General features: G+C 46.0%; 11 protein-coding genes and 1 pseudogene. 9 read left to right on the forward strand and 3 right to left on the reverse strand.

Going from position 1 to position 14519, the window contains the following annotated elements; translation table 11 throughout:
- Positions 1-33: 33 nt before the first annotated feature.
- Positions 34-282, forward strand: a complete 249-nt coding sequence (locus HG267_RS17790; RefSeq protein ID WP_045869430.1) for a hypothetical protein — start codon at positions 34-36, stop codon at positions 280-282.
- Positions 283-292: 10 nt separating this feature from the next.
- Positions 293-1324 carry a hypothetical protein gene (locus HG267_RS17795; RefSeq protein ID WP_045869429.1) on the forward strand — a complete coding sequence of 344 codons (1032 nt, stop codon included), beginning with the start codon at positions 293-295 and terminating at the stop codon, positions 1322-1324.
- A 152-nt stretch (positions 1325-1476) separates the two neighbouring features.
- On the opposite strand, the gene HG267_RS17800 is transcribed toward HG267_RS17795, so the two are convergent.
- On the reverse strand, positions 1477-1608 hold the full coding sequence (locus HG267_RS17800; RefSeq protein ID WP_263420072.1) for a hypothetical protein: 132 nt from the start codon (positions 1606-1608) through the stop codon (positions 1477-1479).
- Entirely contained in the window at positions 1592-2905 is a 1314-nt protein-coding gene (locus HG267_RS17805) for a glycoside hydrolase family 10 protein (protein WP_045869428.1), read from the reverse strand. The genes HG267_RS17800 and HG267_RS17805 overlap by 17 nt, the downstream gene beginning before the upstream one ends.
- A 554-nt stretch (positions 2906-3459) precedes the next feature.
- Between HG267_RS17805 and HG267_RS17810 the strand changes: the two genes are divergently transcribed.
- From HG267_RS17810 to HG267_RS17840, 7 genes and pseudogenes are all read left to right on the forward strand, one after another.
- The gene (locus HG267_RS17810) at positions 3460-3714 is read left to right on the forward strand and encodes a hypothetical protein (protein ID WP_045869427.1); all 255 of its coding nucleotides are present in this window, start codon (positions 3460-3462) and stop codon (positions 3712-3714) included.
- Complete coding sequence (locus HG267_RS17815) at positions 3695-4114, forward strand: PIN domain-containing protein (protein WP_045869426.1); 420 nt, start codon at positions 3695-3697, stop codon at positions 4112-4114. Before HG267_RS17810 ends, HG267_RS17815 begins: the two co-directional genes overlap by 20 nt.
- A 60-nt stretch (positions 4115-4174) precedes the next feature.
- Complete coding sequence (locus HG267_RS17820) at positions 4175-5314, forward strand: serine/threonine-protein kinase (RefSeq protein ID WP_045869425.1); 1140 nt, start codon at positions 4175-4177, stop codon at positions 5312-5314.
- A 516-nt stretch (positions 5315-5830) separates the two neighbouring features.
- Positions 5831-7983 (forward strand): annotated as a pseudogene (locus HG267_RS17825) (AAA-like domain-containing protein).
- Positions 7984-8336: 353 nt separating this feature from the next.
- Positions 8337-12074 (forward strand): AAA-like domain-containing protein, encoded by a 3738-nt coding sequence (locus HG267_RS17830; protein ID WP_263420073.1) that lies wholly within the window; start codon positions 8337-8339, stop codon positions 12072-12074.
- 99 nt (positions 12075-12173) lie between these two features.
- Positions 12174-12446 (forward strand): hypothetical protein, encoded by a 273-nt coding sequence (locus HG267_RS17835; RefSeq protein ID WP_045869422.1) that lies wholly within the window; start codon positions 12174-12176, stop codon positions 12444-12446.
- Entirely contained in the window at positions 12428-12589 is a 162-nt protein-coding gene (locus tag HG267_RS17840) for a hypothetical protein (protein WP_155539121.1), read from the forward strand. The genes HG267_RS17835 and HG267_RS17840 overlap by 19 nt, the downstream gene beginning before the upstream one ends.
- Before the next feature lie 260 nt (positions 12590-12849).
- Here the strand turns inward: HG267_RS17840 and HG267_RS17845 are convergent, their stop codons facing one another.
- Positions 12850-14277, reverse strand: a complete 1428-nt coding sequence (locus tag HG267_RS17845; RefSeq protein ID WP_194007981.1) for a sensor histidine kinase — start codon at positions 14275-14277, stop codon at positions 12850-12852.
- Positions 14278-14519: the final 242 nt, after the last annotated feature.

Below are 14519 nucleotides of genomic sequence, written 5' to 3' on the forward strand. Positions count from 1 at the left end.
TATTGATTAGAACGGAAATTACCACTCGTTATTATGGCAAGTAAGTTAATCAGCGTTAGAGAATACACTGTTAGAGCGCATCAAAGAGAAATTCACACTCGTGTTTTTAACTTTATTTGTAAGCAGTGTAATGAGACGACAAACCGCGAGACTTATGGCCCTAGGCCTTTATATTGCGAACGCTGTCGCCCTCCTCAACCACCGAAGAGACAGCAGCTCAAGCCAGCTGCAAAAGCTAAACCAAGACCAATGACTTACAAAAGCAACACTGATTTGGATTGATTAAGGTTTTATGACTTTTAAGGGACAATTGGAACCACCTCCTGAAACTTTCCTCACGCCTCTGTTGGAATTAAGAGACTACTATGCGGGGATGGTAGAAGAGTACGAACGCTTATATACACAGGCGCGATCGCATCTCGATCATGTAGAAGCTTTGTTATCTACCTGGTCACCATCACAAGAAAACCACATTGCCAAGTTAGAATCGGCTGATGTTACTCCCTCTCTTCCTCCTGCACAGAAATTTTCACCCAATGATATTTCTGAGTCTGATCACAATTTAGAAGAGTCTACTGCTTCGGAACTTCTAGATTCAGACAATTTAGAGGTAGATAATTCGTCAGCCACTACTACCGATACCAACGAGTATCAATCTCCTAGTCCACAACCAGAAATAGCTCCTCCGCCTGAGCCTAAAGAGCAAACATCCAAGGTACAAGACTATCCGATGCTACCGGAGTATCAAAACTCAGTGAATCGGATTGAAGCTATTAGAAAGCTCTTGCAAAAACATCGCGGTACAGTGTGCCATATTGATTTCATTGTGCGATCGCTATATGGAGAGTTAGAGCCTACAGTCTTCAAAGTAGTGAAAGGTAGAGTTCAATCCTCGTTGACACAAGGTAAAGGTAGTAGTTGGGTGGCAATTCCTGACGAACCTGGTTGTTATACCTTAGATTTAAGTCTACTCAGCTCAAGTAGAAATGGTAATTCTACTAAAACTCTCACATCGAAAAAGAAGAAACCGCTGATACTTCCCAAAAACAAAGTCGTACCCATGCTCACACAATATGAGGGTCAATTTTTAATTGATGCTCTTACCTCTTTGTTAGAGGAAAACGCCGGGAAAATTATGACAGTTGCGGAAGTCATCAATGGACTTTATGGAGAAATAGATGCTGAAGACTTGAGAGAGGTTAAAAGTAAGGTTCTCAATGAATTATCACGAGGCTATCGTACAGGAAGGTTCGCCAGAGTCCCTGACACCGTCGGATTGTATACCTGGGATGTCAGTTTGATTCCCAAGGCAAAATTAGGCTAAAAGAGGGAACAGGGAACAGGGAACTGGGAACAGGGATGAAGGAAAATAGAAGATAGGGAACGGGATTGAAGACGTAATTTTTAATTATTTGTCTCCCTCATCCCCCTCCTCTCCCTCATTTCCCTCATCCCCCCTCATCCCCCTCATCCCCCTCATCCCCCCTCATCTCCCTCATCCCCCTCATCTCCCTCATCCCCCTCATCTCCCTCATCTCCCTCATCCCCCTCATCTCCCTCATCCCCCTCATCCCCCTCATCCCTTCCTCCACTACTCAATCCTGGCACGCAAAGCCGGAGCGCGGAAGAGGGCTTGGAATCCTGCCTTTCTTTCTGCGGCTGTTTCTGGGGCATATTCCCAAAGGCTCTCATAATAAAAGAAGGCGACACCTAAGCCACGTTCTTGAGCTGCTCGGACTTGAGCCTTAATTTGCTGTATGGGAACTGGGTTATTTCGTAATCCTGCCATAACCCCCACACCAGTAGGAATTACTTTTTGTGCTTGTTGGATTTCAGCGCGGGAAATATTAGTAACAAAGCTTTGAAGATTGGGGCGATAAATTTGCACAATTAGCTCATCGACAATATTCAACTTAATCCAATTGAGCCAGTCTTGGAGTTGAAATTTATATGCAAAGTCGTAGTAATTCGGCGATACAGAGAAAATCGAGCGGGGCTTTTGCGCTTTGACAGCTTGGTTAAGTTTCACCATGAAGCTTGTAATTTTATCTGCGCGCCAACGTACCCAATCTTGATCTTCAGCATTACGAGGAGGGCTTTTCTTAGTTTCTTGAGTGTACAACGCCACTGTATATGGATCATAGCCAAATTCGTGGGGCAAACTCATGTGATCGTCAAACTGAATGCCATCAACATCATATTGGGTGACGTTTTCCAGCACTAGGCTAGTAATAAATTGTTGTACTTCTGGATGGAAGGGATTGAGCCACATCACTTCACCAGCCGCACTAATGGAAGTTTGACTTCCGTCTCGCTTGCGTGTGAACCAATTGGGATGCTCCATAACTAATTCTGATGTTGGTGGAGCCATAAACCCAAACTCAAACCAGGGAATTACCAACAGGCCTTGACGATGGGCTTGGTTAATTAAGTCTGCTAAGATATCATGTCCATCTGAGCCTCGTAAAACAAAGGGTTGGATACCTGTACGCTTGGCTACAGCGCTGGGATACATGACATAGCCAGAATTCCAGATGACAGGATAGATAGTGTTAAAGTTGAGCCGCCGCAGTTGGCTCACAGCTTCCAGCACCTTGGGGCGTTCCTTGAGGATGTCCATATCGTTGTTCGTCATCCACACTCCGCGAATTTCCTCACGGGGTAACTGCGAAACCTGAGCGATCGCAGGGGTAAAATTATCGACAACGAATACCGTCAGGCAAGATATTAAGGCAACTATCAAGTAAAGATACTTGCGTAATCTTTGGGCAAAAGTCGCCGCGCGTCTTTGTCGCCAACTTTGAACAGCAAACATTGATTTCAAAATTGATTTCATCGGTTTTATTGATGCGTTAGCTACACATACGCGCCATAGCAGGCTTTTTTTTAGTAATCTACTCGCCATATAGTCTACAAGCATTTATGCTTACTAGAAAATTGGTTCAATGGTAGTTAGGCATTCCCTGTGCTGGACAAACTTGGCGTAAGAGCCACAGAAACAGACTCAGCAATTTAACTAAAATTATTGACGCAGCTAATTGTTATTGGTGCCCAATTTAGCAGAATTTATCAGCATAATAACTGGAATCTTCTTGTAAAAAATCCACTTAAGTGGTAAGAAGACAACCCAGAAAATACTGAGAAAATTTTGATTTCTGTTTAGATCATTTCACAAAACAGGGACACTTTTTCCTGATGGTAAGTAACCACGCAAAATTAATTACAGTCATTGCGAGCGCAGCGTAAAGCCTTCGGCATAGCTTCGCTTAACGCGCAGCGTCTCGAAGAGAAGCAATCTCAACCCTTGCGATTGCTTCATTCCGCTCCGCTCCATTCGCAATGACATTTTGTAATTAATTTTGTTTAACTACTTACATTGCGATCGCATTTCCTCAAGGCTCATCAAGATATCAAAAATGCTAGAATTGCCTTGTCACATCAGCTTTTAGATGAGGCGGCGTGAAAAACATAGAATTGCAACTCGACGAGAAAACCCTGGAGAAAGCGCAAGCTTTGGCAAAATCACGCCATTGTGACTTGTCAGAGTTAATTGCATACGCAATTGATCAATTACCAAAAGCAGAACCAGAAAAGTATCCATTATTGGGACTATTTGCTGATGATCCTGAGTCAGTAGATGAGATGCTAGAAGAGGTAATGAAGGATCGGGCAGCACACCCATTAAATCAACGCTTTGGAAAAGGTATTACTTGACACAGACATTCTTTCCGAGAGTCTCAAGCGTAGAGATCAGCGTGTAGTATCAAGAGCTATTAGTTATTTAGCAGTTTTTGGTCGCTACACTATCTGCACTATCACAGTCTTAGAAATTGTCAAAGGCTGGCATCGGTTGCAAAGAGAAGATAGAATTCAGCAGTTTTTTGCTCAAATTGCCGTAGCAGAGGTGTTAACACTGCAACTGAGGGATGCTGAATTAGCTGGGCGTATTTATGCAGATTTGGAACGCATAGGACAACCGATAGGACTTGCTGATAGCATGATTGCAGCTATTGCGATACAGCAAAATTTGATATTAGTCACTGGTAATTTAGCGCACTATCAGCGCATTCAAGCACTGGGTTACAGTCTGAAGCTAGATAATTGGCGAATCTGAATACCCTTGTGGCGATCGCAGGGCAAAATAAATACAATAAGAGCGATTTTTAGCGCCACTATGAGCTACTGCCTTAACCCCCGTTGTCCCAAACCGGAAAATTCTGATGATGTGAAGTTTTGTCTAAGTTGTGGTTATAAGCTACTGCTTAAAGAACGCTACCGTGCAATTAAACCCATAGGACAAGGGGGTTTTGGGCGTACTTTTTTAGCGGTGGATGAAGATAAACCCTCAAAACCACGCTGTGTAATTAAGCAATTTTACCCCCAAGCCCAAGGCACAAATACTGTGCAAAAGGCTGTGGAGTTATTTAACCAAGAAGCTGTACAGTTAGATGAATTAGGGCAACATCCCCAAATTCCGGCATTACTGGCATATTTTACCCAAGATGATAGGCAGTATCTTGTCCAAGAATTTATTGATGGGAAAAATTTAGCTCAGGAATCAGTAGAACAAGGGGCTTTTAACGAAGAGCAAATTCGGCAGTTGCTCAATGATTTATTGCCAGTACTGCAATTTTGCCATGCTAGGCACGTCATTCACCGTGATATTAAACCCGAAAATATTATTTTACGGGCAAGCGATCGCAAACTAGTTTTAGTAGATTTCGGCGCTTCTAAATCTGCCACTAGCACTTCTCTCAACCGCACTGGTACAAGTATCGGTAGTCCCGAGTATGTTGCACCAGAACAAATCCGAGGACGAGCGATTTTCGCTAGCGATATCTACAGCTTGGGTGCTACTTGTATTCGCTTACTTACCGAGCGATCGCCCTTTGATTCCTATGATATTAATAATGATAGTTGGATTTGGCAGCAGTATTTAACAAATCCTGTAAGTCAAGAGTTAACTAACATTCTCAACAAAATGTTAGAAAGTATCCCGAGGCGGCGTTATCAAACAGCAGATGAAGTTTTAATTGACCTGAATAAAAATGTGCCGATAGTTGCTACACCAGCAACATCAATAAAGCCTGTTAACGTTGCACCATCTAACCCCAAACCTGCTGTATCTCCCAAATCGCAAAGCCAAATTGACCTGGAATTAGAGGAAATGAAGACTCTATTTTTAGGTGGAAATAAACCGCCAAAGCAGCAAAGTCAACCCCAACCTCAAACTCCTCAGCCTACTAATAAAAGCATTATAGATGATGAGTTGGAAGAGTTGAAAAGTAAATATTTGGGGAATAATAATTCGTAGTTCGTAATTCGTAATTCGTAATTCTTAGAGCTTATTTATAAAGTAAAAATCAACTTATTGTAGAGTGGAATGTCACTTACTTGAGCGAGATTTAGATCCCCGACTTTTTCAAAAAGTCGGGGATCTGGGCAGCAGCTTTTGCTTAAGCATGGATGGTGCGTTACGGCTAAAATGAGGCATTAGATTTGATGAAATTAACCGCCGATATACGCCGATAAAATGAATTTTTGCTATTGCACTAAATTAGCTGTGTCAGTCCACTACTGGCGTGTCTAGACTAAAATAGTGCATGAAAAAAACTCTTGTGGGATGGGTGTCTCACCCGTCCGGGGCGGACAAGATGTCCACCCCACAAGAAAAATTATTGCAACATTTTAGCCTGGTCACGCCACTACCCTTTCCCCCTTCACCCTTCCCCCTTTCCCCAAATTTCTTTACACTGCCCGTAATTCTCCGTAACTCTGCTGTAGTAAACTGCATCTAGAGACAACGCCTGGTGCAATAATTGATGATAGTGTGAAAAAAATCCTGGTTTTATCGGCAAATCCCAAGAATACGGTGAAGTTGCGCTTGGATGAAGAAGTGCGGGAAATTCAGGCGGGGTTGGAACGTGCGAAAATTCGTGAACAGTTTGAGATAATTACTAAATGGGCTGTGCGTCCGGCAGATTTGCGACGTGCGCTTTTGGATCATCAACCAGAGATTGTGCATTTCTCTGGACATGGGGAAGGTGAGCAAGGTTTAGTTTTGGAAGATGATCACGGACAGTTGCAACTGGTAAGTACAGAGTCACTGGGCAGACTGTTTAGGTTATTTCAAGACAAGATAGAGTGTGTGCTGTTAAACGCCTGTTATAGCGAAGCGCAAGCTGAGGCGATATTCCAACATATTAATTATGTAGTAGGAATGAATAAAGCAGTAGGCGATCGCGCCGCAATTAAATTTGCAGTCGGGTTTTATGATGCCCTTGGCGCAGGTAGAACCTACGAAGATGCATACGAATTTGGGCGCATCGCCATTGATTTAGAAAACATCCCCGAATCTGCCACCCCAGTCCTCAAAAGCCGCAACCTCCCCCCAACCCCATCTGTAATTCCCTCCCCTTCCCCCTTCCCCCTTCCCCCTTCCCCTTTACCCATTCCCCCTTCCCCCCCAAACGCATCTTCATCAGCTACAAACGCCATGTCACCCCCGATGAGCCGATTGCATTGCAAGTCCAGCAAGCGCTGGCTCAACATCACACAGTTTTCATTGACCAAATTATCACCGTAGGCACACGCTGGGCGGAACGTATTGAAGCGGAACTTCGCCAAGCTGATTTTTTAATTGTTTTCCTTTCTGAGCATTCTGTCCACAGTGAGATGGTGGAGGCGGAAATTGCTACCGCCAGTCGCCTGGCTAAGGAACAAGGCGGAAAGCCGATGATTCTCCCGGTGCGGTTGGCATATCGAGAGCCGTTTCAGTATCCTTTGAGTGTTTATCTCAATGGGATTAACTGGGCTGTTTGGCGAGATGGGGAAGATACACCCCGCCTAATTGCAGAATTGCTGCAGGCGATTTCTGGGGGTGAATTAACAATTGGGGAAGCGAATCAAGCCAGTTTGCTGCAGCCACGGGAAGCCTCAGCTTTACCTCAGCCTTTTCCTTCCGCACAGCCGATATCGCTGGAAATGCCAGAAGGAACAATGGATGGCGAGTCTCGCTTTTATGTGGAACGCGCTTGTGATGTTCTGGCTTTGAATGCGATTCAGCGTCAAGGTGTGACAATCACCATTAAAGGCCCCCGACAAATGGGCAAGAGTTCCTTGTTAATTCGCACCTGTAATGCGGCGATGAATGCAGGTAAGCGGGTGGCTTTCTTGGATTTTCAATTATTTGATCAAGCAGCTTTAAGCAATGCTGAATTATTCTTTCGGCAATTTTGCACTTGGCTAACTGATGAAATAGAAATGGCAGATAAAGTTGCTGAATATTGGAACTCTCCCTTGGGTAATAGTCAGCGTTGCACCCGCTATATTGGGCGCTATTTGTTAAAAGAATTTGGTCAGCCCTTAGTATTAGCAATGGATGAAGTAGAAAGGGCTTTTGATACTGAATTCCGTTCCGATTTCTTTGGAATGCTTCGCAGTTGGCACAATAACCGCGCTACTACACCGATTTGGAAGCAACTCGATTTAGCCTTGGTGACTTCCACCGAACCCTACCAATTAATTGATAATCTCAACCAATCACCGTTTAATGTAGGCGAGGTAATTGACTTAGAAGATTTTACCGCCACGCAAGTTGCTGATTTGAATTACCGTCATGGTTCACCGCTTAATGCTAATGCAGAACAGCAGTTAATGGCGTTGCTGAATGGACATCCTTATTTAGTCAGGGTGGCGCTGTATTTAATCGCCAGTCAGCGCTTCACGACTGCGGAATTATTTGCCAAAGCTACCGCAGATAATGGCCCCTTTGGTAATCATTTGCGGAACCATTTGTTTCGACTGCATAGTAAAGCGGAATTAGTGTCAAGTATGCTGCAGGTAATTCGCCATAACACCTGCGATGATGAGCGCGTTTTCTTCCGGCTGCGGGGTGCGGGGTTGGTGCGAAGGGAGGGGAGAACGGTAATCCCGCGTTGTCAACTTTATGCTGATTATTTCCGGGAGAACTTGCGTGGGTAAAGGGGAAGCTTTGGTAGGGTGCGTGATCACGAAGTGTAACGCACCGACAATCTCGGGCGGTGCGTTAGCCTGCGGCGTAACACACCCTACTAGCGTGGGTAAATCAGCTTTGGTAGGGTGTGTTATCACGAAGTGTAACGCACCGAAAATCTCGGATGGTGCGTTAGGGACTTCCAAATCAAAAAATATCCCAGTATTTATTGTGGGGTGGACATCTTGTCCGCCCAGTTTATGTGGCGGGCAAGATGCCCGCCCCACAAGATGGAATAATTTATTTCTTGGAAATCCCTTAGCCTACGGCGTAACACACTCTAAGACTTGCAATGACAGATTGAGACCTGGGGGGAATAATTATGTCTAACCCAACCATTTACACAGTCGGCGGGACGGTGCAGGCTGGTGGTGGGATTTATATTCCCCGCCAAGCTGATGAGGAATTGTTGAATTTGTGCCGGGATGGAACTTTTGCTTATGTCCTCACTCCGCGCCAAATGGGGAAGTCGAGTTTGATGGTACGCACGGCGCAAACGTTGGCAGAGGAGGGGATACGGGCTGTTATTGTTGACCTTCAGGAATTGGGGGCGCAGGTGACAGCCGAACAATGGTATTTTGGCTTTTTGGTGAAGCTGGATGAGCAACTTGAGTTTGAGACTGATGTGGTGAGTTGGTGGCAAGAACATGAATATTTGGGAGTTTCGCAACGGCTGACGCTGTTTTTTCAGGAGGTGTTACTGGCTGAGGTAGAAGCACGGGTGGTGATTTTTGTGGATGAAATTGATTCCACCCTCAGCTTAGATTTTACTGATGATTTTTATACGGCGATTCGTTATCTCTATGTAGCCCGTGCGACTAATGCTGAGTTTGTGCGTCTTTCTTTGGTGTTGATGGGGGTAGCAACTCCGGGGGATTTAATCCGCGATGCCAAGCGCACACCGTTTAATATTGGTCAGCGTGTGGATTTGACTGATTTTACCTTTGAGGAAGCTTTACCCCTGGCTGAGGGATTGGAACAGGTAACTGATGACGCACAACAATTATTGCGATGGGTGCTGAATTGGACAGGGGGACATCCGTATTTAACGCAGCGCTTGTGTGCGGCTTTGGTGAGGGAGGGGAAGGGGGAAGGGGAAAGGGGGAATGGGGAAGGGGGAAGGGTTAAGGGGGAAGGGGTTTCTTCTTTCCCTTTTACCTTTTTACCTTTTACCCTTTCCCCCAGGCGAAGCCTTTTCCCTTTTACCCTTTTACCTTTTACCCTTTCCCCCAGGCGAAGCCTTTCCCCTGGCGCAGCCTTTGTTAACCGCGTGGTGAGTAATACTTTTTTGGGTGCGATGAGTGAGCAAGATAATAACTTGCAGTTTGTGCGGGATATGTTGACTAAACGCTCGCCTGACCCAGAGGTTTTGACTACATACCGGGAAATTCGGTTAGGTAAGCGTCCGGTTGTGGATGAGGAACAGTCAATAGTTAAGTCTCACCTGAAGTTGTCGGGGGTGGTGAGGCGAGAGCAGAATGTTTTAAAGGTGAGAAATCAAATTTATCGGCAAGTATTTGACCGCAAGTGGCTGAATGAACATTTGCCGTTTAACTTACGGGATAGGTGGGAGCAGCTGAAACCTGCGCTGCCTTATGTGGTGGGATTGCTGATATTTTCGGGTTTAATGACGGGAGTGGCTGTGTATGTGAATGAGCAAAGGTTAATTGCTCAAGATGCCCGCACAGAAGCAGAAAATAAAGGCACTGAGGCAAAGTTGCAAGCCGATAATGCTCGACAACAGCAGCGAAGCGCAGAACAACAACGCCGGGAGGCGGACAAGCAAAAAAAACTTGCTCAAGACCAACGGGAAAGGGCGGAAACAGGAGAGGCGGAAGCAAAGGCTGCACAAAAGTTAGCTGAAGAACGGGGAGCAGACTTAAAAGTTGCTCTTGATAATGCCAACGCGGCTAAAAATGCCGAAGCCGAACAGCGTCAGGTAGCAGATGAGCGTAAAAGACAAGCAGAGGAAAATTTACAAGAAGCTAACAAGCAACGAAACATTGCCCAAAAGCAAACACAGCAAGCAAACGCTGCCAAAGCAGATGCAGATAAACGCCGTGTTAATGCCGAAATTATCGCTGAGAGTCTTAAATCACAAAATCTGCTGGCATCAAATTTAGAGCTTGAGGCTTTAATAGCAGGCTTGAAGTTAGGTAAGCGACTGCAAAAACCAGATAAAAATGTTGAAGCAGATACCCGCGTTTTGGCGGTAGCTACTCTCCAACAGGTAGTTTATGGAGTTAGGGAACAAAACCGACTAGAAGACCATAGCAGTCTGGTCTTGGGCGTAGCATTCAGCCCCGACAGCAAAACCATTGCCTCTGCAAGTTATGATAACACGGTGAAGTTGTGGAATCTCCAGGGGCAGGTGTTGCAAACCTTTAAAGGTCATAGCAGTGAGGTCTGGTATGTGGCATTCAGCCCCGACGGCAAAACAATTGCCTCTGCCAGTCTTGACGGGACGGTAAAGTTGTGGAATCTCCAGGGGCAGGTGTTGCAAACTCTTCAAGGTCGTCGCAGTGTGGTCTTTGGCGTGGCATTTAGCCCCGACGGCAAAACCATTGCTTCTGCAAGTTCTGACAACACGGTGAAGTTGTGGAATCTCCAGGGGCAGGTGTTGCAAACTCTTCAAGGTCATAGCGGTGGAGTAATTAGCGTGGCATTCAGCCCCGACGGCAAAACCATTGCTTCTGCCAATGCTGACAAGACGGTGAAGTTGTGGAATTTCCAGGGGCAGGTGTTGCAAACTCTTCAAGGTCATAGCGATGGGGTCTGGGGCGTGGTATTCAGCCCCGACGGCAAAACCATTGCCTCTGCAAGTTCTGACAAGACGGTGAAGTTGTGGAATCTCCAGGGGCAGGTGTTGCAAACTCTTCAAGGTCATAGCGATGGGGTCTGGGGCGTGGTATTCAGCCCCGACGGCAAAACCATTGCCTCTGCAAGTTCTGACAAGACGGTGAAGTTGTGGAATCTTCAGGGGCAGGTGTTGCAAACTCTTCAAGGTCATAGCGATTGGGTCTTTGGCGTGGCATTCAGCCCCAACGGCAAAACCATTGCCTCTGCCAGTCTTGACGGGACGGTAAAGTTGTGGAATCTCCAGGGGCAGGTGTTGCAAACTCTTCAAAGTCATAGCAGTGAGGTCTGGTATGTGGCATTCAGCCCCGATGGCAAAACCATTGCCTCTGCCAGTGATGACAAGACGGTGAAGTTGCAGAATCTTCAGGGGCAGGTGTTGCAAACTCTTCAAGGTCATAGCGATTGGGTCTTTGGCGTGGCATTCAGCCCCGACGGCAAAACCATTGCCTCTGCAAGTTCTGACAACACGGTGAAGTTGTGGAATCTCCAGGGGCAGGTGTTGCAAACTCTTCAAGGTCATAGCGATGGGGTCTGGGGCGTGGTATTCAGCCCCGACGGCAAAACCATTGCCTCTGCAAGTTCTGACAACACGGTGAAGTTGTGGAATCTCCAGGGGCAGGTGTTGCAAACTCTTCAAGGTCATAGCGGTGGAGTAATGAGCGTGGCATTCAGCCCCGACGGCAAAACCATTGCCTCTGCAAGTTCTGACAACACGGTGAAGTTGTGGAATCTCCAGGGGCAGGTGTTGCAAACTCTTCAAGGTCATAGCGGTGGAGTAATGAGCGTGGCATTCAGCCCCGACGGCAAAACTATTGCCTCTGCAAGTTCTGACAAGACGGTGAGGTTGTGGAATCTCCAGGGGCAGGTGTTGCAAACTCTTCAAAGTCATAGCAGTGTGGTCTTTGGCGTGGCATTCAGCCCCGACGGCAAAACCATTGCTTCTGCCAGTGCTGACAACACGGTGAAGTTGTGGAATCTCCAGGGGCAGGTGTTGCAAACTCTTCAAGGTCATAGCCGTGTGGTCTTTGGCGTGGCATTCAGCCCCGACGGCAAAACCATTGCTTCTGCCAGTGCTGACGACACGGTGAAGTTGTGGAATCTGGATTTGGATGACTTAATGGTGAAGGGTTGCGCTTGGGTGCGGGATTATTTGCAGAATAACCCGAATGGGAAGGGGGAGAGGGGGGTGTGTGAGAGATGAAGGGGGAAGGGGGGAAAGGGGAAGGGGGAAAGGGTGGCGCATTTTCTGGTTTCAAGCATTAGTATAATTTGAGCTGCTGGCTGGGGGAGTTACCAAAATTTGGGTGTTGGTGACCAAGGTCGCAATGTTGGTGACCAAGGTCGCAATGTTGGTGACCAAGGTCGTGATGTTGGTGACCAAGGTCGCAATGTTGGTGACCAAGGTCGTGATGTTGGTGACCAAGGTCGCAATGTTGGTGACCAAGGTCGCAATGTTGGTGACCAAGGTCGCAATGTTGGTGACCAAGGTCGTCTTGTTGGTGACCAAGGTGGTTTTTTTCGTTACAAAAGTTATGATTTTACTGCATACAGCTTGTGCATTTGCTGGATGTGATGAATTGTGCGATCGCTTATCTTAAATCATCATCGCCAAAGCTGCGTGGTGTATCGCCGCAGGTATCGCGCTTTTGGTTGCAGAAAATAGCACAATATAAATTATCGCTGTGGTTGGGCACGGCACTGAAAGGTTTTTGGTGAGGTAGCGTAAATTGTTGATGCCCATTGGTGTCAACTTAAGCTACAAGCGATATAGGGCGGGCGTTGTACAAATACGCGCCCTCATCCCCTAACCCCTTCTCCCGCAGGAGAAGGGGGACTAAATCTCTTGCTCCCTTCTCCCTGTGGGAGAGGGGCTGGGGGTGAGGGCGAAACCTTGCAACCAAGAGGGTTTCACGTTAATAGCAAAATACCTGTAAAACCTTTCCCCTTCCCCCTTTTAGCCTTCCCCCTCCCCCCTACTATTTTGGCGAAATTGGCAAACTAATCGTAAATATACTGCCTTTGCCTAAGCGCGATCGCACGGTGACGCTACCACCCATACCTTCTATTAAGGTTTTGACTATTGATAAGCCTAAACCAGAACCGCCTGTAGAACGGGTGCGGGCTTCGTCTATGCGGTAAAATCGCTCGAAGATGCGGGCTTGGTGTTGCAAGGGTATGCCATAACCTTTATCGTCTACTTGAATGATCGCTGCTTTATCTTGCTGATGTAACCTGACAATTACGGGAGTCTCAGCTTCGGAATACTTGACGGCGTTATCAACTAAGTTCAACAATACCTGCTTGAGGCGATTATAGTCGGCTTTCACTTCAATGGGATGATTTGGTGCTTCGATCATGATAGTGCGATCGCTATATTTCTGCGCCATCCCGACAACTTCGGCAACTAAGTCATTCAGCACGCAGGGATTCATGCGAAAATGCAAATGACCGCTATCAGCCCTGGCTAAATCTAGTAAGTCTTGCAGTAGCCTGATAGTATGTTCGGCTTCCACAGCCGCAGTTTCTAAAGCTTCAATTTGGGTGGGTGTTAAATTACTGGGTCGCCGGAGTACGCTTTGTAAGTAACCATGCACAATGGTTAATGGCGTGCGTAATTCGTGAGAAACGTTGCTGACAAACTGTCGTTCCTGTTCCCAAGATTCCGCCAGCCGGGATAATAGCATATTAAAGGTTTGGGCTAATTCTTTCACCTCGCTGGGTGCTTGCTGAAGCGATAACTGCGCCTCTGGTAAATCAGCAGCAGAAATTACCTCCGCCATTTGACTCAGTTGACGCAGAGGTTGGAGAGAACGCCGAATATAAATTGCGATCGCCAAGGAAATTACAATAATTATTAACAGACTCGCAATCCCTAAACTCCGCACCAGCGCCAAAAACATTGTTTGTTCGCGGGTAATATCCTTAACTACAAATAGCTTCCCCAGTGGTTGATTCTGTACTTGCAAAGCCGCACCACATAAAACATAGTAGCGCTGCTGCACTTGAGTAACTTCTGGTTTTACCGACATCTCGGTTAAAGACATTAACTGTGATGTCGTTGGTGCTGGTAGCTGATTCCAATTAGTAGATGTGGCAATAATTTGATTTTTTGGGTTTTTAATCCAGATAAAAGTATCGTTATCAATTAAATTATTTATCGACTTATCTAAACCACTGGCTTGTGGCATCATTTGAATATAAAGTTGCACATCACGCGGTAGGCGATCGGCAATTTTCTCAACATGGCGTTTATGATTATCTATTAAAATATCTTGCATTTTCAAGCTAGTCCAAACCGAGAGGCTACCCAAACCCACCGCCGAAAATGCTGCAATCCCAGCCGTTAACCTTAACCGTAATGAACCTGGATCTAATTTTTGTAAGATGTTGATGGTTTTTTGCACTTTTAATAATACTCATATCCGCATTTTTAATATCAATTTCATGTGATGTTGCACATATTTAGATCCCCCTAAATCCCCCTTAATCAGGGTGACTTTGAAAGATTTATTCCCGTTCCCGATTTCCCCTTTCCCCTTTCCCCTTCTTATTAAGGGGGTTAGGGGGAATCTAATTATATAAAGGTTCATAAGGAATTGGTATAACAATAAATATTTCTCTTCCCCCTTTCCCCTTTCCCCTTTCC

This window comes from Tolypothrix sp. PCC 7601, assembly GCF_025677855.1.
In the GTDB taxonomy this organism is placed as follows: domain Bacteria; phylum Cyanobacteriota; class Cyanobacteriia; order Cyanobacteriales; family Nostocaceae; genus Aulosira; species Aulosira diplosiphon.

Bases quoted from the DNA above. Each gene is read 5' to 3' on its own strand.
- HG267_RS17830 (WP_263420073.1), top strand. From the start codon at position 8,337: ATGTCTAACCCAACCATTTACACAGTCGGCGGGACGGTGCAGGCTGGT.
- HG267_RS17790 (WP_045869430.1), top strand. From the start codon at position 34: ATGGCAAGTAAGTTAATCAGCGTTAGAGAATACACTGTTAGAGCGCAT.
- HG267_RS17820 (WP_045869425.1), top strand. From the start codon at position 4,175: ATGAGCTACTGCCTTAACCCCCGTTGTCCCAAACCGGAAAATTCTGAT.
- HG267_RS17795 (WP_045869429.1), top strand. From the start codon at position 293: ATGACTTTTAAGGGACAATTGGAACCACCTCCTGAAACTTTCCTCACG.
- HG267_RS17805 (WP_045869428.1), bottom strand. From the start codon at position 2,905: ATGGCGAGTAGATTACTAAAAAAAAGCCTGCTATGGCGCGTATGTGTA.